The organism is Bradyrhizobium sp. Crot121, assembly GCF_059512385.1.
This window is the reverse complement of sequence record NZ_JCAMOR010000057.1, coordinates 32,395-52,558: the sequence shown is the minus strand read 5'-3', so window position 1 is coordinate 52,558 and position 20,164 is coordinate 32,395. Positions and strand designations below refer to the sequence as shown.

24 protein-coding genes and 1 pseudogene are annotated in these 20,164 nt (G+C 61.5%); 11 read left to right on the top strand and 14 right to left on the bottom strand.

Annotation, left to right across the window (positions count from 1 at the left end):
- Window positions 1-932: 932 nt before the first annotated feature.
- The 4 genes from AC5ZGW_RS33535 to AC5ZGW_RS33520 form a co-directional block, all read right to left on the bottom strand.
- Window positions 933-1,184 carry a hypothetical protein gene (locus AC5ZGW_RS33535; protein ID WP_245474921.1) on the bottom strand — a complete coding sequence of 84 codons (252 nt, stop codon included), beginning with the start codon at window positions 1,182-1,184 and terminating at the stop codon, window positions 933-935.
- A 962-nt stretch (window positions 1,185-2,146) separates the two neighbouring features.
- Window positions 2,147-2,338 carry a hypothetical protein gene (locus tag AC5ZGW_RS33530; protein WP_130228402.1) on the bottom strand — a complete coding sequence of 64 codons (192 nt, stop codon included), beginning with the start codon at window positions 2,336-2,338 and terminating at the stop codon, window positions 2,147-2,149.
- 610 nt (window positions 2,339-2,948) lie between these two features.
- Entirely contained in the window at window positions 2,949-4,346 is a 1,398-nt protein-coding gene (locus AC5ZGW_RS33525; RefSeq protein ID WP_245474922.1) for a cytochrome P450, read from the bottom strand.
- A gap of 10 nt (window positions 4,347-4,356) precedes the next feature.
- Window positions 4,357-4,590 (bottom strand): hypothetical protein, encoded by a 234-nt coding sequence (locus AC5ZGW_RS33520; RefSeq protein WP_130228404.1) that lies wholly within the window; start codon window positions 4,588-4,590, stop codon window positions 4,357-4,359.
- 345 nt (window positions 4,591-4,935) lie between these two features.
- On the opposite strand from AC5ZGW_RS33520, the gene AC5ZGW_RS33515 reads away from it, so the two are divergent.
- Complete coding sequence (locus AC5ZGW_RS33515; RefSeq protein WP_130228405.1) at window positions 4,936-5,109, top strand: DUF3606 domain-containing protein; 174 nt, start codon at window positions 4,936-4,938, stop codon at window positions 5,107-5,109.
- Window positions 5,106-5,288, top strand: a complete 183-nt coding sequence (locus AC5ZGW_RS33510; RefSeq protein WP_130228406.1) for a DUF2934 domain-containing protein — start codon at window positions 5,106-5,108, stop codon at window positions 5,286-5,288. The genes AC5ZGW_RS33515 and AC5ZGW_RS33510 overlap by 4 nt, the downstream gene beginning before the upstream one ends.
- Here the strand turns inward: AC5ZGW_RS33510 and AC5ZGW_RS33505 are convergent.
- The 3 genes from AC5ZGW_RS33505 to AC5ZGW_RS33495 form a co-directional block, all read right to left on the bottom strand.
- The gene (locus AC5ZGW_RS33505; RefSeq protein ID WP_283806995.1) at window positions 5,285-5,413 is read right to left on the bottom strand and encodes a hypothetical protein; all 129 of its coding nucleotides are present in this window, start codon (window positions 5,411-5,413) and stop codon (window positions 5,285-5,287) included. The two genes, AC5ZGW_RS33510 and AC5ZGW_RS33505, sit on opposite strands and share 4 nt — an antisense overlap.
- A gap of 147 nt (window positions 5,414-5,560) precedes the next feature.
- On the bottom strand, window positions 5,561-6,205 hold the full coding sequence (locus tag AC5ZGW_RS33500) for a Vgb family protein (protein WP_130228407.1): 645 nt from the start codon (window positions 6,203-6,205) through the stop codon (window positions 5,561-5,563).
- Between the two features lie 33 nt (window positions 6,206-6,238).
- Window positions 6,239-7,459 carry a helix-turn-helix domain-containing protein gene (locus tag AC5ZGW_RS33495; RefSeq protein WP_130228408.1) on the bottom strand — a complete coding sequence of 407 codons (1,221 nt, stop codon included), beginning with the start codon at window positions 7,457-7,459 and terminating at the stop codon, window positions 6,239-6,241.
- Window positions 7,460-7,553: 94 nt separating this feature from the next.
- On the opposite strand from AC5ZGW_RS33495, the gene AC5ZGW_RS33490 reads away from it, so the two are divergent.
- From AC5ZGW_RS33490 to AC5ZGW_RS33480, 3 genes are all read left to right on the top strand, one after another.
- The gene (locus AC5ZGW_RS33490) at window positions 7,554-7,679 is read left to right on the top strand and encodes a hypothetical protein (RefSeq protein ID WP_283814853.1); all 126 of its coding nucleotides are present in this window, start codon (window positions 7,554-7,556) and stop codon (window positions 7,677-7,679) included.
- A complete protein-coding gene (locus AC5ZGW_RS33485; protein WP_474419497.1) occupies window positions 7,676-7,972 on the top strand; it encodes a hypothetical protein in 297 nt (98 codons plus the stop codon). The genes AC5ZGW_RS33490 and AC5ZGW_RS33485 overlap by 4 nt, the downstream gene beginning before the upstream one ends.
- 139 nt (window positions 7,973-8,111) lie before the next feature.
- Window positions 8,112-9,080 carry an SDR family oxidoreductase gene (locus AC5ZGW_RS33480; protein WP_028162869.1) on the top strand — a complete coding sequence of 323 codons (969 nt, stop codon included), beginning with the start codon at window positions 8,112-8,114 and terminating at the stop codon, window positions 9,078-9,080.
- Here the strand turns inward: AC5ZGW_RS33480 and AC5ZGW_RS33475 are convergent.
- Together AC5ZGW_RS33475 and AC5ZGW_RS33470 are read right to left on the bottom strand one after the other, a co-directional pair.
- Window positions 9,077-9,547 (bottom strand): GcrA family cell cycle regulator, encoded by a 471-nt coding sequence (locus AC5ZGW_RS33475; protein WP_028162868.1) that lies wholly within the window; start codon window positions 9,545-9,547, stop codon window positions 9,077-9,079. The genes AC5ZGW_RS33480 and AC5ZGW_RS33475 overlap by 4 nt on opposite strands.
- A 76-nt stretch (window positions 9,548-9,623) precedes the next feature.
- Window positions 9,624-9,821: a hypothetical protein gene (locus AC5ZGW_RS33470; protein WP_027580595.1), complete on the bottom strand. Its 198-nt coding sequence runs from the start codon at window positions 9,819-9,821 to the stop codon at window positions 9,624-9,626.
- Between the two features lie 220 nt (window positions 9,822-10,041).
- On the opposite strand from AC5ZGW_RS33470, the gene AC5ZGW_RS33465 reads away from it, so the two are divergent.
- Complete coding sequence (locus AC5ZGW_RS33465) at window positions 10,042-10,446, top strand: GrlR family regulatory protein (protein ID WP_245474923.1); 405 nt, start codon at window positions 10,042-10,044, stop codon at window positions 10,444-10,446.
- 104 nt (window positions 10,447-10,550) lie between these two features.
- Here AC5ZGW_RS33465 and AC5ZGW_RS33460 read toward each other — a convergent pair whose 3' ends face one another.
- Together AC5ZGW_RS33460 and AC5ZGW_RS33455 are read right to left on the bottom strand one after the other, a co-directional pair.
- Complete coding sequence (locus tag AC5ZGW_RS33460; RefSeq protein WP_130228410.1) at window positions 10,551-12,380, bottom strand: AMP-binding protein; 1,830 nt, start codon at window positions 12,378-12,380, stop codon at window positions 10,551-10,553.
- A 202-nt stretch (window positions 12,381-12,582) separates the two neighbouring features.
- The gene (locus AC5ZGW_RS33455) at window positions 12,583-13,524 is read right to left on the bottom strand and encodes an acetamidase/formamidase family protein (protein WP_130228411.1); all 942 of its coding nucleotides are present in this window, start codon (window positions 13,522-13,524) and stop codon (window positions 12,583-12,585) included.
- Between the two features lie 221 nt (window positions 13,525-13,745).
- Here AC5ZGW_RS33455 and AC5ZGW_RS33450 point away from each other — a divergent pair, with 221 nt between their 5' ends.
- Window positions 13,746-14,546, top strand: a complete 801-nt coding sequence (locus AC5ZGW_RS33450) for a YdcF family protein (RefSeq protein ID WP_130228412.1) — start codon at window positions 13,746-13,748, stop codon at window positions 14,544-14,546.
- 744 nt (window positions 14,547-15,290) lie between these two features.
- Here the strand turns inward: AC5ZGW_RS33450 and AC5ZGW_RS33445 are convergent.
- The gene (locus tag AC5ZGW_RS33445; RefSeq protein ID WP_130228413.1) at window positions 15,291-15,515 is read right to left on the bottom strand and encodes a hypothetical protein; all 225 of its coding nucleotides are present in this window, start codon (window positions 15,513-15,515) and stop codon (window positions 15,291-15,293) included.
- Window positions 15,516-15,642: 127 nt separating this feature from the next.
- Window positions 15,643-16,131 (bottom strand): phasin family protein, encoded by a 489-nt coding sequence (locus AC5ZGW_RS33440; protein ID WP_130228414.1) that lies wholly within the window; start codon window positions 16,129-16,131, stop codon window positions 15,643-15,645.
- 708 nt (window positions 16,132-16,839) lie between these two features.
- Here AC5ZGW_RS33440 and AC5ZGW_RS33435 point away from each other — a divergent pair.
- Window positions 16,840-17,044: pseudogene (locus AC5ZGW_RS33435) on the top strand (transposase); the annotation flags it as partial.
- A 12-nt stretch (window positions 17,045-17,056) separates the two neighbouring features.
- Here the strand turns inward: AC5ZGW_RS33435 and AC5ZGW_RS33430 are convergent.
- Entirely contained in the window at window positions 17,057-17,272 is a 216-nt protein-coding gene (locus AC5ZGW_RS33430; protein WP_130228416.1) for a hypervirulence associated TUDOR domain-containing protein, read from the bottom strand.
- Between the two features lie 97 nt (window positions 17,273-17,369).
- Between AC5ZGW_RS33430 and AC5ZGW_RS33425 the strand changes: the two genes are divergently transcribed.
- The 3 genes from AC5ZGW_RS33425 to AC5ZGW_RS33415 all read left to right on the top strand — a co-directional run bounded on the left by AC5ZGW_RS33425 (window position 17,370) and on the right by AC5ZGW_RS33415 (window position 20,076).
- A complete protein-coding gene (locus AC5ZGW_RS33425) occupies window positions 17,370-17,912 on the top strand; it encodes a DUF488 domain-containing protein (protein ID WP_496114025.1) in 543 nt (180 codons plus the stop codon).
- A 73-nt stretch (window positions 17,913-17,985) separates the two neighbouring features.
- Window positions 17,986-18,771, top strand: a complete 786-nt coding sequence (locus AC5ZGW_RS33420) for a DUF169 domain-containing protein (protein ID WP_130228417.1) — start codon at window positions 17,986-17,988, stop codon at window positions 18,769-18,771.
- Window positions 18,772-18,903: 132 nt separating this feature from the next.
- Entirely contained in the window at window positions 18,904-20,076 is a 1,173-nt protein-coding gene (locus tag AC5ZGW_RS33415; protein ID WP_130228418.1) for a saccharopine dehydrogenase family protein, read from the top strand.
- Window positions 20,077-20,164 lie beyond the last annotated feature (88 nt).

Genomic DNA, 20,164 nt, shown 5'->3' with positions numbered 1-20,164 from the left:
CCAAGGCTTCCTCCTAAAAGAAAGCCTTGAATCACGTTCCGTCTGATTTGAGAATCCCAAGAGTCCACACAGCCTAGAGCGTCTTTGGGCGGAGCATGCCCTCGGACTTGGTCCGAGGGTGGATACCGGTTCGCGTGAAGAGAACGCGTCAAAACAAGAATCTAGAGCTTCGATTCTGATTCAATCAGGACCCGCGCAGATGTCGGTTTGCCTTCGGCTTCTGGGACACTTGCCGATAGTCTCGACCCGGAGATTGAAAACCAAAAGGGCGCGGTGATCGCGCCCTTTGTCCTGATGGCCTGCATAGCCCTGCCGATCCGCGCTTGCATCTGGACGGTCAGTACCACCACCACCGCGGAATATATACCTCTTGATTTCCGTAGCGTATCACCGGCGCTACGGGCGGGCCGTATGGATCGACCCGGTCGTCCTCTGGACGATAACGATATCGTGGAACAATATAATAATCCCAGTAAGGAGTTTCCCTGATTATGGGCACCCTGACGATCGCCCTTGCCCGTGGTTCACGAACGACTCTGGCCTCCTGCGCATAGGCTGCAACGCTGAACGTCCCCAGGTTACACAGCACCAGTGCCGTTCCGAGAGCTACGGTTTTTATCCTCATTCCTCGGCCTCCTTGCCGTAAAGGCAAACTAACGAGCATCTGCTCATGATTGTTCCGTCTGCGCGGGGAGGGGGCGCCCTCGGTGATCGGCGGCGTCGCCAGCCGCATTGCCGAGCGCAGAGTAGCGCAACTCCGAGCGCAATCTATCGAAATTGAAAAGGCCGCCGGCATGGCTCCAGCGGCCTCCGCGCTTAATGTGGGTCGCTAGAGCGTTTTCGAGCGAAGTGGATACCGGTTCGCGTGAAGAAAACGCGTCAAAATAAGAATCTAGAGCTTCGGTTCTGAGTCAATCAGAGCCGAAAATGCTCTAGAGATCGATGCCGACAGCGATGTTGCGGCCCTGCAGTTCGGCGATCTTCATTCCCTCAGCCTGCAACTGCACGAACTCCGGGTCCTTTGCCACGGCCTCCTGCACTTTGCCGTAAGCTTCCCAACCGGCGTAGCGCGTCGTAACCAGCCATTCTCCTGCCCACACGCCAGTGTGGAAACGGGACAGCCGAAGAAATTCGGCACCGTGTTTTTCAAAGATCTTCTTCGCCCGCCTGGCAATCTGGGTCATTTCCTCGGCCTTATCGGTTCTGAAACGAGTAAATTGCACGATCGACGTGGGGCTACCTCCATCGTGATTTAAAATGTCTAAGAGGCATATATCGAGCGACATTTGAGGAGCGAACCTCAATGCAATCTCGATGAAGATTTGTCTTCATCGACTTGGCCTTGGTTCAGGCTTCGCAATCGACACTGGCTAAAATAGGTGCGCCGTTTATCAAGACTTGAATTGCTGCCGGTTTGATCGACACGCAGCAAAGAGATGAGGGTGCGAAGAGCCTCGCAACCTCATCCGTGTCCTTTCAGCCTGCACCTTGATGTGGCCGGCGGAAGTGCGTGCCCCGGCGGATCGTGGGGATCGCGCCGGGGCGTCGCTCCCTCTCAACCGACCATTGGGCTAGGGGGCTGAGATGATCAGCGAGAGATCGCACGTCAACCGAAGCACAACCGCTGCCGGGATGTGAGTGCAAATTGTGCCATTCAACTTGAATTTTAAGAAGCTTGCACAAAGAGGGCCTGGTTCTTCACTTGGCAAACATAAAAAGCGACCAGTTCATTGCGGCGAGGTCTCTACGAGGGCGCCCGCAACGAACCTTATTGTGGCCGCCTCGCCTTTCTGATGTGTTCGACGGCCGTCAAATATGCTGCCACCTCGCAGGGTGTGTAAACTGCAACACACGAGACAAGCGCGAATCGCTGTAGACTCAAATGGCGTCCTCAAACGCGCCTCCCTAGCCTTGAGCCCGTCGCAAATGGCGGGCTTCCTTCGAGAGGGCGCTCGGGTCATTAGGTGTTCGCGCCGGTGCACGCCTGCGTGCACCAGTGGGGTCTCCGCATTCCTACTGACACGAATTTCATTCCCTCGTTACATAATTCGGCATTTAATTGCCGCATCGTATTACCTGATCATATTTGCGAATGACCCGGCGGGCCGCACCTGCCGGGTTTTTCGTTCCTGTCCCGAGGGACCGTTTAATCCTTGAAGGCTCTAATCGACGGCTGGATCGTCAAGCGGTAAGCGACCGAGCTGTCGCCGTTGAAAATCTCCAGCGATGTGCCGCAAGCCGGGCAGCGATATTCGCCTGGCTCGCCCTTTCCGGATGACAGCTCGATCCTGCGGAAGCCTGCTCCACATTTAGGGCAGATCACGTCGTCTTTTTTCATCAGATCACCCTTCGGTCTATGCCAACGCTTTACCCTGCGCTGGGCAGCAGAGCCATGATCTGAGAGTTACAAGTGTAACAACGTGCGGAGGCGCCCGACCAACCGTCCGTTCACGCTGGCGGGCCGCTCCAGTCCAAGCGACAAGTCGAAACTGGAGAATTGGTCAAGCTTTGCACAGCCAACCTTTCCTCGTTCAAGCGCCTTTCGACAAACCCGCGCTCAAGGTCCGAGAGATTGGTCCCAAGCAGCCGCCGATATCGGCTGATGTTGTTGGTATGGGCCCGCAGACGGGTGACTTTATCGTCGGTCATCGAGCCTCCAATGTGGAGAGGAAGTCAATTGTGAAGCTGTGGGAATGCCGTGGCTACCTAACCATATGAGGCTGTCGCAGGCTCAGGCTCGGCCTCAACGTTGGTCCGAAAAATTGCGCCGCCGGGCTCGAAATACAGCGTCCCGGCGGCGTTTGTCTCAACTGGTGCCCTGAAATCCCAGTAACAGCATCTTAGCAAGACCATGCTACCTCGTGTGTGAAATGGTTCACACTTTTCGCGGTTTCCAAAAAAGCGGAGTCAAAGAACTCTGACCACGCCTGGGCGATTGGGGCTGGGGGTCAAATCCCGCCGCTCCGACCATTCGTTGTCCGACGCTCCTTGACCTTGAGCCACACGCCCCCATGAGGGCGCAGCGTGATCGACGGAAATGGCGTTACCTTGCGATCTGGCAGCCATTCCATGGAGAAACGTTGCGCCATGGTCGTCAGCACCAGGACGGCTTCCATCATGGCGAAACGCTGGCCGATGCAGACGCGCGGTCCGCCGCCGAACGGCATATAGGCGAAGCGGGGTAGCTTGCGCTCGAGGTCGCCCATCCAGCGTTCGGGGTGGAAAGTCTCCGGCTCCTCGAAATAATGCGGGTCGCGATGCAGGACCCATGGGATGATGAAGATGGTTGTCCCCGCTCCGAAAGAGTAGCCGCCAAGGTCGAACGGTTGCACGGATTCCCGGCCGATGGCCCACGCGGGCGGGTAAAGCCGCATCGCTTCCATCACGACGCTTTCCGTGAATTTCAGGCGCTGAACATCCTCGGCTCTGACGGGGCGATCGCCGACCACTTCGGCGATTTCCGCGGCCATGCGCGCCTCGGTGTCCGAATGCTGGCCGAGCAGAAACCATGTCCAGGAAAGCGCCAGGGCCGTGGTCTCGTGCCCTGCGAGAAGGAGCGTGATCGCCTCGTCGCGAAGCAACGAGTCGCACACCGGTTTTCCTGCGTCGTCGCGCGCTGCCATCAGACGCGACAGAAAATCATTTCGATGTTCCACGCCGCTGGCGCGCCGTTCAGCGATCATGGACGAGACTACTCTTTCAATCGTCCGGATCGAGCGGCGGTATCTGAGGTGGCCGGGCAGCGGAAACGCGTCCGGAATAAGGATCGGGCGCTTGTAGCGCGATGCGATCTCCACGGCGAGGTCGTTGACCGCAAGATCCATGTCGTGAATGTCTCGCTCCACCTCGGAATCGAAGAGGGTCTTGGCTGCGATCCGCAGCGTCAGTCCCATCATCTCGGGATGGATGTCGATGATCTCGCCATCTTGCCAGCCATCCAGCAACTGGTGAGCAAGGGCCACCATCGCGCCGTCGTAAGCAAGCAATTGCCGGCCGGCGAAGGCAGGCGCAGCCAAGCGACGCTGGCGGTGCCAAGGCTCACCTTCACTGGTGAGCAGGCCTTTCCCGAACACCGCCGTCACATGGCGCCAGAAGAACTTGTGCTTGATGTAGTTTCGATGGTCCTCGACGAGGACCTTCTCGATCGCAGGCAAATCGTTGATAAAAAGGGCCGGCCATCCGGCAAGATTGAGCGAGACGAAGTCGCCGTACCGATCCGCTAGTTCAGCAAAGAAGCCGAGCGGGTTCTTGCCGAGCGCTGGCAGATTTCCAACAAACGGCAAGCCGCGCGGGCCTGGCGGCCGACGCGGTGGAGGATGCCAGCCAGCGCTTGCTGGTGCGTCCACGGGAAAAATATCAGTCCTGCTTACGGCGGCGCCTGATCAGCCAATAAACACCGTAGCCAACGGCAAGGATCGGAAGGCCTGCGCCGGCAATCGGCCCGGGGGCTCCGCCAACACGTTGACCGGGCGGATCTCGACCGGGGGCGTTATCGCAATTTCCCCCGCCATTGCAGGCTTGCACGGATGGGATGACTGCCGTCAAAGAGAGGGCCAAAATCGCGGCGGCAATGCCGAACCCGATCTTCATTTGACTTCTCCAATGCTGACTGGGTATTAAATGTCAAAATTAAATACAGCATTAAATAAATAAATGATTTAACATAGGTAATGTTCCCCGTATATTTTTACCGCTTGGGCACTCCGCGCGAAGTTGCTTGCCGGGTTCAGCCACGGTTTCAATTCCAGCCTATCGAGATGTTCGCTCGTTGAGAGCTCGAGCTGCTCACGTACGTCAGCAGTAGTCCTCCTGGTGCCATTGAGGTGCCGATCATATGCGGAGAGCAGCGTCCGTTGATGCTGGCGAACGGGGCCATCTGCCTGCCGGGAACCTGCAATGTGTTCTGGCGTTCTATCCGCAAGAAGAGGAACCGCCATGGATAATCTGACCAAGAGGGATCAACGCGACCGCTCGAAGATCAACATGCACGAGGACTTCGAGGTCAAGTACTGGACCAGAGAACTCGGGGTAACGAGAGAGCAGCTCCAGAAGGCTGTCGACAAGGTTGGCAACAGCGCTGCCACGGTCCGGAAGGAGCTGGGGCAATGAAGATAGACGATCAGGCAATCCGAGCGCGCGCCTATCGATTGTGGGAAGCCGCGGGAAGCCCCGAAAATGAAGAAGAGCGCTTCTGGCACGAAGCGGAGCGCCAGCTCAAGGAAGAGCAGATCCAGCACGAGCTGAAGACGCCGGACACCTGTAGGCCGGACTTATCAGGTGCGGCCTAGATGCCAAGCACCCAAACGGCGACGATGGTGCCGAGCACGGCGAGACCGCTGATGGTCCAGCCGGTGACGTAGGCCCCGCTGCCAGCCTCGGGCTGATCGACCATGGTATCGTGCCAATCGGTCATGATGGCCTCCAATCCATTGCCTCCCCGGACGTAGGTCGGCGCAGACGGCTCAAGGTTCAAGACGCGAAACGCGGCGCAGGTGCGCCGCGTTCCAATCGGTGTCCACCTTCGGATCAAGTCCGAGGGCATGCTTCGCTCGAAAACGCCCTACCGTGCGCTTCGCTTGGGCTTGCGCACCGCGCGGACCTTGCCGCTGGTGCCGCCGCCGCAGAAGAACTGATCGCTTCCGTCGGACTCGAGCCCTGACACGCTGACGCCGGGCGGCAGCGCCAGGCGCTCCAGGGCCTCGCCCGTCTTCGGATCAATTCTGGTCAGATCGCCTTCGTCGCCTTCCCAGGTGCCGTGCCAGAGCTCGCCGTCGATCCAGGTGACGCCGGTGACGAAGCGGTTGGACTGGATGGTGCGGAGGATCGCTCCGGTTTTGGGATCGATCTGGTGGATCTTGCGCTCCCGGTACTGTCCCACCCAGAGCGTGCCCTCGGCCCAGGCCAGGCCCGAATCGCCGCCGCCGCCGGGCGAGGGGATCGTCGCGAGCACGCGGCCGCTTTTCGGATCGATCTTCTGGATGCGATCCTCGGCGATCTGAAACAGATGCTGGCCGTCGAACGCCGTTCCGGCATGCGCGGGCACATCGATCGAGCGCACCGTGTCCCCGCTCGCCGGGTCCATGGCGCTGATCCGGTCGCCGGACGCGAACCAGACGAGCTTGCCGTCATAGGTCAGCCCATGGACGCTGTCGACGCCTGGGAATGGGCCATATTCGCGGATGATTTCGGCTGCTGACGTGATCATGCTTCCTCCTCGCTGTTCGAAACTGGAGGCACCCTAGCCATTCGGCAATGGCGCGGTGAGTAACAAGGTCGTCGCGAAACCCGGCAAAGGCGGGGTCACCCAGCGGCGTGCGCGCCCGCGGCCGAACGACTGCACCTTGTCTCTGGCCGCAAGCGCGTCGAGCGCCCGCTGCACGGTGCGCTGGCTGGCGCCGAGCGCCAGCGCCAGCGCCGAGCTCGACCATGACTCGCCGTCGGCCAGAAAGGCGAGCACCTCCGCATGCTCCTCTTCGACCGGGCGCGCCAGCACAACGATGTCGCGCGCCTGGTGCGGCACGAGTGCGAACCCTTGCTTGGTCGCGCTGACGTCGGCGAGCGTGCGCAGCATGCTGCGAAGCCGCCCGATCTCGACCCGCAGCCGCGCGCGATGCGATTCATCGGCATGCTTGCCGCGGAATGCCCGCGCGACCAACGTCTCCCTGGACACGTCGTCCGGCCAGGCTTCGGCCAGAGCGCGGGCGAGCGCGAACAGAACCGGACGTGTGGCAAGCGAAACCGTCATGTCCCTCTCGCGCACGACATAACGGCACGCATCCACGACCAGCGACTTCGACGCCAGCAACGCCTCGACCTCATCGAGCAGGAGCGGGCGCTCCTCGCCGCGTGCAACGAGGCGGGCCGCGGGTGTGCCGAGCAGAAGGGCCGCGCTTTCGACCTCTGCCGTCAGCGCAGGAATCCGTGCCTGCCGCGCTGCGGCCTCGGCCCGCGCGAGTGCGGCGCGAGCCGGCTTGGTGCGGAGGCGGCGCATCGCGATGCCGGCAACGACCAATTCGTGCGCGGCCCTTGAGGTCGGCGGGAAGGGCGCTGGATCAAGATCGGCGAGCCTGCGCTCGGCGTCATCGAGGCGTCCGATCAGGAGCAGGCGGCGGATCTCGAGATAGCGCGCATGCGCGGCGTTGACGAAATCGCCGTGCGCTTCGAGTGTCGCCCGCGCGGCGTCGAGCGCCTTGGCGGGGAATCCGAGGTCGCGGGAGGCGAGCGCGACCTCGGCCTCCGCGACGACGCATCTGGCGCGCGCGATCGCCTCCTTCGGGCCGAAGGCGCGTGCGGCGCCGCGCAGCAGAGCCTTGGCGCGGACGAAATCGCCGAGCTGCGCCATCGCGATGCCGCGAAGCGCCAGCGCCGGCGCGTCCTCGCGCAGCGCAACGCGGTTCAATGCGCCGAGGGGATCGCCCATCGCGAGCGCACGCGCGGCGGCCGTGATCAGCGAGTCCATCGGAATCCCGTCACACTTGTCACTCTCACCCGTTCAGGCCCGGTCGTAGTCTACCTCACCGTGACAGACCGGTACGCAGCGAGGAGATCGGCTCATGGTCGACTGGACGATCCTTTCCCCAACATTCCTCACCGCCACGGTGGAGTGGGCGGAGGCTGTCGTCACGGTGCTGACCGTCGGCCCGGGCCACGCGACCAGCGATATCGAGAACAGGGAATGACGATGACGGCGCATTGCCCAAAGCTCGACGTTGAGGCGGCGAACGAGGCTTCGCCGTCGCAACGTTCGAGCGTCAGAACGAAGATGTCGGCAGCCGATTGGTTATCGCTTGCGGCCGCGCCGACCTTCGCGGTCATGGCGTTGCTCACCGCCGTCGTCGGCGGCGGCGCGCCCGATATGCTCTGCTCGCAAGTCACGTCGCCGTTCGCGGGAATGGTCACGATGTACGTGCTGATGAGCGCCTTCCACTCGGGGCCGTGGCTGAGGCTGATCGCGAGGCGATGTAGCGGCTAGCTGAACGCGCCACAACTGGATCGCGGCTTTGACATTCGCTAGTCTCGCTGTCACCGGCACAACAAACGCTGGGCGTCGATTTCCCGCCTTGTGGAATGGGACGCATCAACCAACAACAAGAAGCAGGGAAGCGTCTCCAATGAAGGAATTTGCAGGGAAGATTGCCGTGATCACGGGCGGTGGCACGGGCATGGGACGCGAGCTCGCGCGTCAGCTCGTGGCGGAGGGCTGCAATGTCGCGATGTGCGACGTCTCAGCGGAGGCGATGGCGGAGACGAAGCGGCTCTGCGAAACCGAGAAGCTGCCGCAGGGATTGCGCGTCACCACCCATATTGCCGACGTCTCGATCGAGGATCATCTCAAGCGCTTTCGCGACGAGGTGATCGAGCAGCAGGCGACCGACAAGATCCACTTGCTGTTCAATAATGCCGGCATCGGCGGCGGTGGCAGCCTGTTCACCAATACGCGCGAGCAGTGGGAGCGCACCTTCAACATCTGCTGGGGCGGCGTCTATCTCGGTGTCCGCACCTTCCTGCCGCTCCTGGTGAAGGCGGACGAGGGGCATATCGTCAACACCTCCAGCGTCAACGGGTTCTGGGCGAGCGTCGGCATGGGCGTGGCGCACACTGCCTACAGCGCGGCGAAGTTCGCGGTGAAGGGATTCTCCGAGGCGCTGATGAACGACCTCAGGCTGAATGCGCCGCATATCAAGTGCTCGGTGGTGATGCCCGGCCATATCGGCACCTCGATCGTCTCCAATTCGCGGAAAGTGCAGATCGGCACGGAATCCGACCAGCTCACCGAGCAGGAAATCCTGCAGGCGCGCCAGCGGATGAAGGGCGCAGGGATCGATGTCGATGCGATGTCGGACCAGGAGATCCAGCAGGCCGCGCTCGATCGCGCGCGGACCTTTCATGATGATGCGCCGACCACGGCGGCCGCCGCGGCCAAAATCATCCTCGACGGCGTCAAGGCCGATCGCTGGCGCATCCTGGTCGGCGAGGACGCCCATGTGCTGGACGAGCGCGTCCGCCAGACGCCGGAACAGGCCTACACGCCGGAATTCCTCGAGCGCATCAAGGCGGACGTCGGCTGGCGGCTGGGTTAGCCGCGCGCAACTCGCGCACGAGGGCTGGGCTGATAGGCGAGCCGGGCGTGGCCGGCGCAATAGGGCAGGCCGTCGACCGGCCGGTTGCCGCAGAAGCGGAAATCGCTGGCATCAGGGGTTTCGACCGGCCAGCGGCAGCGCTGCTCATCCAGTTCGAGCAGCGAACAGCAATGGCCGTTCGCGATCGGCTCCTCCGGCGGCGCCTCGCCGTATTCGGCCTGCAGCATCCGGATCTGATGCCGCACTGTCCTCGCGCGCGGCGCACGGGGCGAGGCTTTACGCGCCGGTCGTGTGGCGTCGTCGTCGCGCGGCTCCCGTGTCAAATTGAGGCGGGAGAGCTTGCCGATCACGGCGTTGCGGCTGACGCCGATGTCGACCGCGATCTCGCGGCAGGTCAGTCCGGCATCGAAGCAGCGCTTGAGCTGTTCGACGCGTTCGGGGGTCCAGATCGATAGGATGGCGGTCATGGCGATGGTCCCAGGTTGCCGGAAAGTTTCCGGGTTGGCTTGACCACCCTTCAGCCGGACCGTCTGACGCCTCGCTTCACGGCTTGCCGTTGTCGCGGATCGACAACAGCCCATCCTTGATCGCAAGGCGGATGCCTTCCTCGATCAAGGTCCGGGCGACTCCCGGGACGCTGGTGCCATGGGTGCCCTGTCTCACCAGCTTCTCCATGTAAGCGATGGTCGAGAGCGCCAAAGTGACGGGAATGCGATCGGTCTCGGCTTTCTCCGTGGCCATGGCAAAACGCTAGCCTTTTACGCCTGTACAGAAAAGTATCTATTCAGACTCTATTTAGTTTTGCACCGGTGAGTCAAACTGATTCGCTTTTCGCGCGATATCATATTGAAAAATAATGAGAAAATTACATTGTGTTCTGGGGATAACGTGCGCGCCCCGTGTACAGCGCCCAGAGCCAAGCGGCGAGGGCGCGGCGAAACGCGCGAGGATTTCACGATTTATGGGATTGCTTCCTGTCACCCAGGCCGACGATGATGCGGTCGGAAATTCGGGCGCAATGACAGTAACGAACGGGCTCTACACCATTGAGATCGAGATGACCGAGGGCGGGCAGGGCCGCGCCAACGGCGTCATCGTGCTGCACGACGGCAGGATCGCGGGCGGAGATTCGTATTTCTACTACTCGGGCTCCTACAGCGCCGATCACGGCAAGTGGCGCGGCGAGCTGACCACCAGCGAGCACACCAAGTCTGCCGGCGTCCTGCCGTTGTTCGGCGGGCGCGATGTGACCTGCGGCTTCACCGGTCTCTATTCGGCTGACACCGCGCAGGTGAGTGGAACGGCGCTGGTCGGAAAGACCAGCGTCATGTTCGTTGCCAGGCTGATGCTGCGATCGAAGCTATGAGGCGTAGATCATGATCCGATTAGACGGAATCGGATCATGATCTCCTCTCTTTGTTTGAGCATGACCTTTTCGGAAAACCGGTTTCCACTTTTCCGGATCGTGCTCTAGGACGCCTCGACCTCGACTTTCACGGGAAATTTCTGCAGCAACCGGCCGGCCGTCTCCGCCTTGTCGGGCGCGGCGCTGACGCGCAGATAAAGCCCGCGCGACGGATCGGTGATCGCTTCCACGTTCACCTCCTTGGCGAGGCCTTCCGCGGCAAGCAATTCGCGCGCGGCGTCTCCGGCGGCGATCTCGCGCAGCTTCGGCTTGAAGATTTTGCCGACCGGCGTCACCGGCATTTCCGAGATCACCGAGACCGCGCGCGGCCGCGCCGGCGGCTCGGGGATGTTCTCCTGGACGAACGCGGCAAGCGCCTGCGGATCGACCTGGACGCCGGGCTGGGTCGACACGAACAGCATCGGCACCTCGCCCGCGTAAGCGTCGGGGCGGCCGACCGCCGCGGCGAGCGCGACGCCCGGAAACTGCAGCGCCGCGTCCTCGATCGAGCGCGGATCGATGTTGTGGCCGCCGCGGATGATCACGTCCTTCGCGCGGCCCATGATGTAGACGAAGCCGTCGGCGTCGATCCGGCAGATGTCTCCGGTGCGCAGCCAGCCGTCGTGGAAAGCGTCTTCGGTCTGCTTCTTGTCGACATAGCCCGCGAACACCTGCGGCCCGCGGGTCAAGAGTTCGCCGACCGGCGAAGGCCACGGGCCGGTGTGCAGCTTGCCGCCCGCGAGGATCGCAAGCTCGACCAGCGGATTGCGGGTGCCGACGGCTTCGGGCCGCGGCTTGATGCCGTGGACGTCATGGGTGATGGCGCCGGCAAGCTCGGTCATGCCGTAGAGCTGCTGGATGCAGGGGCCGCCCCAGGCCGCAAGATAGCGGCGCTCGATCTCCAGCGGGCAGATCGAGGCGCCGGTGGCGGTCACCCGCAGGGACGAGATGTCGGCGTCGCCGACCGGGACGCCTGCGATGGCGCCAAGCGCGGTCGGGACATTGCCGTTGACGTTGACGCGGTACTTCTCGACGATCTTCCAGAAATTCGTGATCAGCGCCGGATCGCGCGCGCCGGCGGGGCCGGGGATGAACATGGTCGCGCCGGCCGACAGGCTGTTGGCAACCGTGCAGAACAGGCCGCCGACATGGAACAGCGGCAGCGTGACCGTGCAGCGTTCGCCCTTTCGGAAGTCGAGCGCCATCCGCGACGAGACGGTGGAAGCGACCATCGCGCGGTTGGTGAGCCGCGCCACCTTGGGATGACCGGTGGTGCCGCCGGTCGGGAGCATCACGGCGACGCGGTCGGCTTCGGAAAAATCCTTCGACTGGCCGTAATCGTCGCGCCATGCCGGATCGGGCTTGAGCACCTCACCATCGAACGAGATGGTGCCGTCGAGCGGCGCGATCACGATGCGCTTCAGCGACGGCACGTCGCCCTGCAGGCCCTCGATCTTCTCGTAGAGCCCGCCCGGTATGCCCGGTGGCGGCGCCAGCAGCAGTTTTGCCTTGATGGCATTGAGCTGGGCGATGATGGCCTCGCGTGTGAACAGGAGATTGAGCGGCTCGGCGATGCCGCAGGCGGCCGCGCCCCAGATCGCGGCGATCGCGGCCGGGCAACTCGGCAGCAGGATCGCGACCGCATCCTCCTTGCCGATACCCTCACGACGGAAGAAGTTTTCCGCCGCCTTGACCGAGCCCATGAGCTGATCGTTCGAGAGGGTGACCGGATTGGGATCGAGGGGCGAGCGCAGATAGATGACGCACTCCGCATTGGGATCGCCGAGCGGGCCACGGGCGATCAGATCGAGGATGCGCGGGCAGGCGGCAAGCTCCTGCCGCATTTCCTGTTCGCGGGCGGCTTCTTCGGCCGGCGATAGCCTCTCTTTCAGCATGTGTCTCCCTGTCGTTTTTGTTTTCGTTATTCGATTGTATCGGGTCGATTGTATCGAGCGCAGCTTGCGAAGCACAAGTGCGGCAATCGGTCATTCCCGGGCGAAGCCTAGCATCGAACCCGGAGATCTCGCGGTCACGAAACAGAGCACGCCGGCGATTCCGGGCTCGCACTTTCGTGCGCCCCGGAATGACCGCGGCAGGTCAGCCGTGCGCGACCGCCTTTGCGATCATGCAGTGGATACCTTTGGCACCGTTGACGGTCTGCGTGACCCGCAGATCGGCGGCGAGGCTACACAGCGTGTACGCATCCTCGCGCGACAGATTCCGCTTCTCTCCGAGCAGCGCGATCATGTCGCGCAGCGCGCGCACCACGCATTGGTCGAGGTCGGAATCCATCGCCATCGTCATGTAGTGATCGGCGGTCTCGGCGCGGGGATAGTTGAGCCGCAGGTCCTTGCGCAGCGTCAATTTGAAGCGGCCCTGCAGCGCGGTCTCGATCGCGGTGACGCAGACCTCGCCGTCGCCCTGTACACCATGGCCGTCGCCGCACGAGAACAGCGCGCCGGGCACGAACACCGGCAAATAGAGCTTGGCGCCCGGTCCGAGCTCCTTGTTGTCGAGATTGCCGCCCATCGCGCGCGGGATCAGCGAGGTGATGCGGCCCCAGGCCGGCGGCGGCGCCACGCCCATCACGCCGAAGAACGGTTTCAGCGGCAGCTCCAATCCCCAGGGCAGGCGGCCGACCATGCGCTCGCGGTCAAGCGGGATGTTGAGGATGCGCGGCTCGTGGAAATCATCGGGCAGGGTGCCGGAGAGAGGCTTGATCAGGTTGTAGCCCCAATCCTGCCGCAGCCCGACGTCAAGGATATCGACCTCCAGCACATCGCCGGGCTCGGCGCCCTCGACCGCGATCGGGCCGGTGAGGATGTGGCCCGGCAGCATCCGCTCGGACCTCGCATGGATGTCCGCAAGCTCCGGCGGAATGTGAAATTTGGTCCGGTCGGGCACCACGTCGGGGCCGCCGCTGACGGTGTCGATGGTGACCTCGTCGCCGCTCTTGATCGCGAGCACCGGCTTGAGTTTTGCTTCGAAGAAGCCCCAGTGGCAGGTCTCGGGGCTCGCAGGGAGATGATGGTGTGTCATGGGATTTCTCGGGCGAGCATGTAACGTGTGACGCGCATCGCATTTAGAATGGGCTTTTGCAGTCAGATCAATCGTTGCCGGATCACTTCCGGCGGAAATTATTGTATGAGCCGATGCCGCGGCCATGAAGCGGATCAGCACCATGCGTATCCGCGCGAGATGGAATGCCGGTCGGTTTGTGCTATGGCGCTGTCCGTTGATCGGATCGGAGGCCACCGCGGGTGTTTTTTGTGCTGTCGAAGACGCTCGGCGTCATGCTGCTGCCGGGCAATTTCCTGATTGGCATCGGCGTGCTCGGGGCCATCCTGCTCGCGACGCGGTTTGCCGCGCTTGGCCGCAAGCTTTTGGTCGCGGTGATGGTGCTGCTTGTCGTGGCCGGGTTCTCGCCGCTTGGAAACCTGTTGCTCTATCCGCTCGAGGCGCGCTTTCCGCCGTGGAATCCCGCGGAGGGCGCGCCCGATGGCATCATCGTGCTTGGCGGCCCGGTCGATTCCGACGTTTCGGCGTCACATAATACGCCGATTGTGCGTAACGCGGCCGATCGCATCATCGCCACGGCCGCGCTCGCGCGAAAATATCCGAATGCCCGTGTCGTGTTTTCCGGCGGCAACGCCAACCTGATTTCCAATGACGCCAAGGAAGCTGATTACGTGGCGGAGATATTCGAAGGCCTCGGCATCGCGAAATCGCGGCTGACCATGGAACGGCAATCGCGCAACACGTGGGAGAACGCCGAATTCTCCAAGGCGCTGGTGGCCCCGAAACCGGGCGAGCGCTGGCTACTGGTCACTTCAGCATTTCACATGCCGCGATCGATTGGGCTGTTTCGGAAAGTGGGATTTCCGGTCGAGCCCTATCCCGTCGACTGGCGGGTCGGGACCGGCAACGACGTCTTCTGGTTCACCAACACCGCACTCGATGGATTGTCACGGACCGATCTTGCGGTGCGCGAATGGATGGGCCTGATCGCCTATCGCGCGGTCGGCCGAACCGACACGTTGCTGCCGGGGCCAGTCCGCTAGCTAGGTCGTGTACTCATAAACTGAGTACCCCCGGAGTACGGTTGTTTGACGTCCGCTTGTGTGACGGGTTTCGGACGCCGGCCGCCGAATACGCGGCGCTCTCTCTCAAGCGGCCGGCATCCGAAACTCTTCGCGCTCTCTCTCAAGCGGCCGGCATCCGAAACTCTTCACAATAGGAGACGTTAACTGGTGCCGTACATGTGAAAAAGGCCACCGACCAGGGCAGCCTTACGGTGCTGAGAGAAGTGCGAGGGCGATCAGAACCACCACGCGACGATCACAAGGGACGTGATCGCCCGGCTGTGATCGTCCGCGCGAGCTCCGGTCCAAAACTGCGGATTAGGCGGACAAGTCGTGGAGCTGTGGCCCAGGGATTCAGCTCCGATTTCTATCGCCCTCAAAAGTGGCGAAGTGGCACCATATCGTTGCTTTCATACGTGCAGCGTACTTGCGGGCCGCCCTGCTCAAGGACCGTATGGTTCGCCAAGCCTCCGTGGCTTCTAACCACGCTTTGGCTTGCTGGAACCTCGCATAGGCCCAGGCAAATGCCGGGATCTTCATTAACTTGTCTCGGGTGAGACTGAATAGACGCTCTACCAGCACGAGCTTTAACAGCTCGCCCGTGATCAATGTTAAAGCGCTGCTCAGAAACTGAAATAGTTTCTCCCCAGCAACCTGATTATCCTACCCCCGGTGCAGGAACTTTTCGCGTGTTCCTTCCAATGGAGCCCTACTGGGCCGCTATTATCGCTGCGGGTGCAGTGCAGAGCAGGCGTCCTGCCGCAGTTCGTTATGGAAGAAGTCGACCGGTAAACCAGCGGAACGCGCAGCCGACTTCGTCCACTCAAGCTGCGAGATTGGTGTCGGAAGAAGAGATTGGTGTCGGAAGAAGAGAGTACGGCCGGTCTGCTTAAACGCGATGTTGCCGAGGATCAGAACGACAGGTCCGGCCAAAACGATCAGCAGCACGGTCTCCGTTGGACATCGGGTCAACCCTTCGATGGTCCGCGCTGGCGGGGTACTTCGAATCGGCGGAACAACCGGGACCTGACGGATTCGCTCCCGCCCTACGACTCACGGCCGGTGCGCACGACCACTAAGGGGTCGCGTGCCCCAAAAATGGATACGCAGCCATCTCCTTCGAATACTTCCGGAATATGTCGATTTGCTTGCTTGTAAATTCTGCAATGACGGCGAAAAATTCGAATGGTGACCTGATCGTCACAAGCCTCTGGCCGAATTCAAAAGCAAATTGCATGTTGGCTTGTGCCATTTCCAGAAGCTGCGCTTGATAAGCCTGCAGGTTTGCCGTCACTAAAGAAAGATCAAATCCTTCCTTTGGATTCTTGTCCCTAATCGTCTGATGGAAGGCATCTTGTAAGGTAGCCACCCGATTCTCAACGGTGAGAGCCTTTTGTTTTGAATCGTCATGAAGCTTGGGCGGTTCAGTCGAGCCTGCGGCATCAGAGTGCAGAAGGTTGTCTTTCGGGCTTCTAACAATAGCCTGCTTTTTCCGTTGGGCCCGTGCGGCTTTTCTAGGGCCGCGGGCGGGCTTTGACGCTATCGCTCGTTTACGGTTACTCATCTGACGCTCCAAGAGAATGGTCGACCACAACGGTCATTTCTGAAAAGACAACAACAGGCCTTGCGGTGTAGCGTTCCTAACGCGACTAAGGGATTTTCCCGCATGAACTTAGATCTAGTAGCAACGCCGACCAACGAACGTTGAGCTAGCGCGCCCAGAGATCAAAAACGGTGCCGATCCGCACGTCCAGGTGACAACAGTCAGCCCACTCGTTGTGCGCCTCCTGCCATAGCTCTATAGCGTCCACTCACTAACTGCTTCGCATGAGGTTTGGTCGCGTCGTCATCATCGCAGATGATCTCAACGATCCGGATGTGGTTTTCGTCCTCGATGGTGCAGGCGTACAGCTGACTGGATGGGTTATGTGGGTGCCCTCAGTCCGGGTGACCGGAGCCACTCGTTTATGTGCGCGGCGGTTTCGGCCTGACGAGCTCTTCGGATAAGCCGTTCGCGCTGGACGCCGTGCGGGGTGCCTCGCGCCTCTTTTCGCAAGCGCTGAGCCTCGTCGATCAAGCGCTGATCTAAAGATGTAGTTTGTTTGAAACGGCGTCGCTGCTGCATGGCGGCTCCTCGGTTCCGGGAGGGGCGGGAGCGCAACGGGCGTTCTCATCACCGATAAATGCCACAGGACCGTGCGGTGATGGCTAAAGGCGTACTACTGCTTAAGTCTCGCGTATGTCCACAAGTGCACACATGTCAAATTAGGCCATGAATAGACTCAAGCCGCTGCCGCCGAACAAGCTACGCGGCGTGCCAGGGGTGAACGACGTCGTGTCCTCAATGCTATCTTCTGGGTCTTGCGATCCGGGGCGCCGCGGCGCGACCTGCCGGATGACTTCGGTCCTTACACACTTGTTACGATCGCTTCGTTCGCTTCCGACGAGCGGGCGTCTGGGCCAAGATTATAAGCGCAAGGTTAAGCCGCCTACTCAGACAGCTTGGTAAGGGCCTCTCCCTTATGAGCGGCAATATGGTCTGTCTTGCTGCTCTTGATCTCGTACTGCGGTGATTCCGGGCTAGCGTGATGCGTATGGCCTTTGTAGTTGAAATCCTTGATGTGAACCCGGATGATCGTGCCGCTGACATGCCCGGCTTCCGAGTTCCACCGGACTCGATCGCCGACCTTGAATCGTTCAGCCATCCGCAGCCTCCTTGTCCGGACAGACGTACAGCCACTACCAAACGCATTTTAGCGCTCTATCTTCATCGTGTGAAGCAACGCCATCCGCTCCATTTGCATGATGCCGATCGAAATCAATCCCATCTACACGGTCGGTCACGCGACGCGCAGCATCGCCGAATTCGTCGAGCTCTTGAACGTCGGTTCGATCGGGATGGTCGTCGACATCCGTAGCTTCCCGCGGTCACGAACCAACCCGCAGTTCAATATCGACAAGCTGCCTGAGGCGCTTTCGGTTTGGCAGATCGGCTATATCTGGATCGAGGAACTCGGCGGCCGACGACCAAAATCGAAAGCGGTGCCACCCGAAGTCAATGGCTTCTGGATCAACCAGAGCTTCCACAACTATGCGGACTACGCGCTCTCTGACGAGTTTCGCAAGGGGTTGTCGCAACTGGAGCAATTGAGTTTGGAGCGGAGGTGCGCGATCATGTGTTCGGAAGCCGTCTGGTGGCGTTGCCATCGACGGTTCGTCGCCGATTACCTTCTCCACCATGGACGAGATGTCTTCCACTTGATGGGACCGGCGCGCGCTGAAATTGCCAGAATGACCGCCGCGGCGCGCAAGGACGGCGCATCACTGGTCTATCCGCCGTCGTGACGCCCTGGAACGTGGGTCGCAACCGGCTGTCGATCGGGCTAAGATCGGGCAAAACAAGCCGGGAGCTTACGCCATGCAACAGCAGACACCGCCCGAACAATTCGATCCGGCCACCATGGTGGCCGATCTCAACAGCCTGCTCAGGCTGAAGACGACCGTGATCGGCCTGAAGCTGTTCGAGCGGGTCGAGGACATGATGGCGATCCCGAAGATCCGGCGCCCGACCGCGGTCCATACCACGGACCAGATCGTGAGCATGGCCTCGCGGCTCGGCTGGACGGTCGGCGTCACTGCCGACGATCTCGTCGGCGCGCAATGCCGCGCCGTGATCGGGCTGGCGCCACAGGACGAGAAATGGCTGGCGGGCGAATCCTATGTCGGCGTCTGGCACGGCACGGCGGAAGATGCGCGCAGGCGCCAGGAGGCGCTGGATGTGGTGCCCTATGGCCAGTACAAGGCGTTCGTGGCAAGCCCGCTTGCGAGCGGCCGGCTCAATCCGCCTGACATCTGCCTCGTTTATGCGACGCCGGGGCAGATGATCATCCTGATCAACGGCCTGCAATATACTGGCTACAAGAAGTTCGAATGGGGCGTGGTAGGCGAAACCGCCTGTGCGGATTCCTGGGGGCGGGCGCTGAAGACGCGCGAGCCGTCGCTGTCGCTGCCTTGCTTTGCCGAGCGGCGCTATGGCGGCGTGCCTGATGAGGAGATGCTGATGGCGCTGCCGCCGGCCGATCTCGCCAAGGCGATTGCCGGCATGAAACAGCTCGCCAAGAACGGCCTGCGCTATCCGATCGCGCCCTACGGCATCCAGGCCGACGTACGTGCCGGCATGGGCGTGTCGTATGCGAAGAAATAGGAACTCCTGCCGTCATTGCGAGGAACGCCAGCGACGAAGCCATCCATGTCCCCACAAGCGGTGAAATGGATTGCTTCGCTTGGCTCGCAATGACAAGAAGGGGCAATCGTTCGTTTCAGGGAAAGTCATCCTATGTTGTCGAAGTTCGACATCGTCGTTTATGGCGCAACCGGCTTCACCGGCCAGCTCGTCGCCGAATATCTCGCTGAGCATTACAAGGGCGACGGCCTGAAATGGGCGATGTCCGGGCGCAGCAAGGACAAGCTCGCTGCGGTGCGCGACGCCATTGGCGCGCCTGCGGACACGCCGCTGATCGTCGCCGATTCAAGCGACGTCGCGTCGCTGAAAGCCATGGTTGGTCAGACCAAATCCGTGATCAGCACGGTCGGCCCGTATCAGCTCTATGGCAACGACCTAGTCGCAGCTTGCGTGGAGGCGGGTGTCGATTATTTCGATCTCTGCGGTGAGCCGATCTGGATGCGGCAGATCATCGACAAGCACGAGGCTGCGGCGAAGGCGAGCGGTGCGCGCATCGTGTTTTCCTGCGGCTTCGATTCCGTGCCGTTCGAGCTCGGCGCGTTCTTCGTACAGGAGGAGGCGAAACGCGTGTTCGGCACGCCGGCATCGCGCGTCAAGGGCCGCGTGCGCGACCTTAGCGGCACGCTCTCGGGCGGCACCGCGGCAAGCGCCAAGGCGACCTTCGATGCTGTTGCCAAGGATCTTAGCCTCGTGGCCATTCTGAAGGATCCCTTTGCGCTGACGCCCGGATTCAAAGGCCCCAAACAACCGCAAGGCAACAGGCCGGCCTACGAGGAAGACCTGCAGTCATGGGCGGCGCCGTTCATGATGGCGCTGATCAACACGCGCAACGTCCATCGCTCGAACATGCTGATGGGTTTCCCCTACGGCAAGGAATTCATCTACGACGAGATGGTGCTGACCGGTGCCGGTGAGAAAGGCGAAGCCAACGCCAAGCTGGTGATGGCCGCGAACGCCGAGAAGACCGGTCCGAACGCGCCAAAGCCGGGTGAGGGGCCTTCGCAGGAAGAACGCGAGAACGGCCGCTACGATCTCCTCTACGTGGCGATTGTGCCGGACGGCCGCCAGGTGCGGGCGTCGGTGAAGGGCGACCGCGATCCCGGCTATGGATCGACAGCGAAGATGATCTCGGAATGCGCGATCTGTCTGTTGCGCGATGCGCCGGACGTTCCGGCCGGCATCTGGACGCCGGGCGCTGCGATGAAGGACAAGCTCATCAAGCGGCTGGTCGATCACGCCGGCCTGACGTTCGCGGTGGAGAAGTAGAAGCCGCGAATCGTAGGGTGGGCAAAGCGAAGCGTGCCCACCATCCACGATCGGTGCAAGAAAGGTGGCACGCTTCGCTTTGCCCACC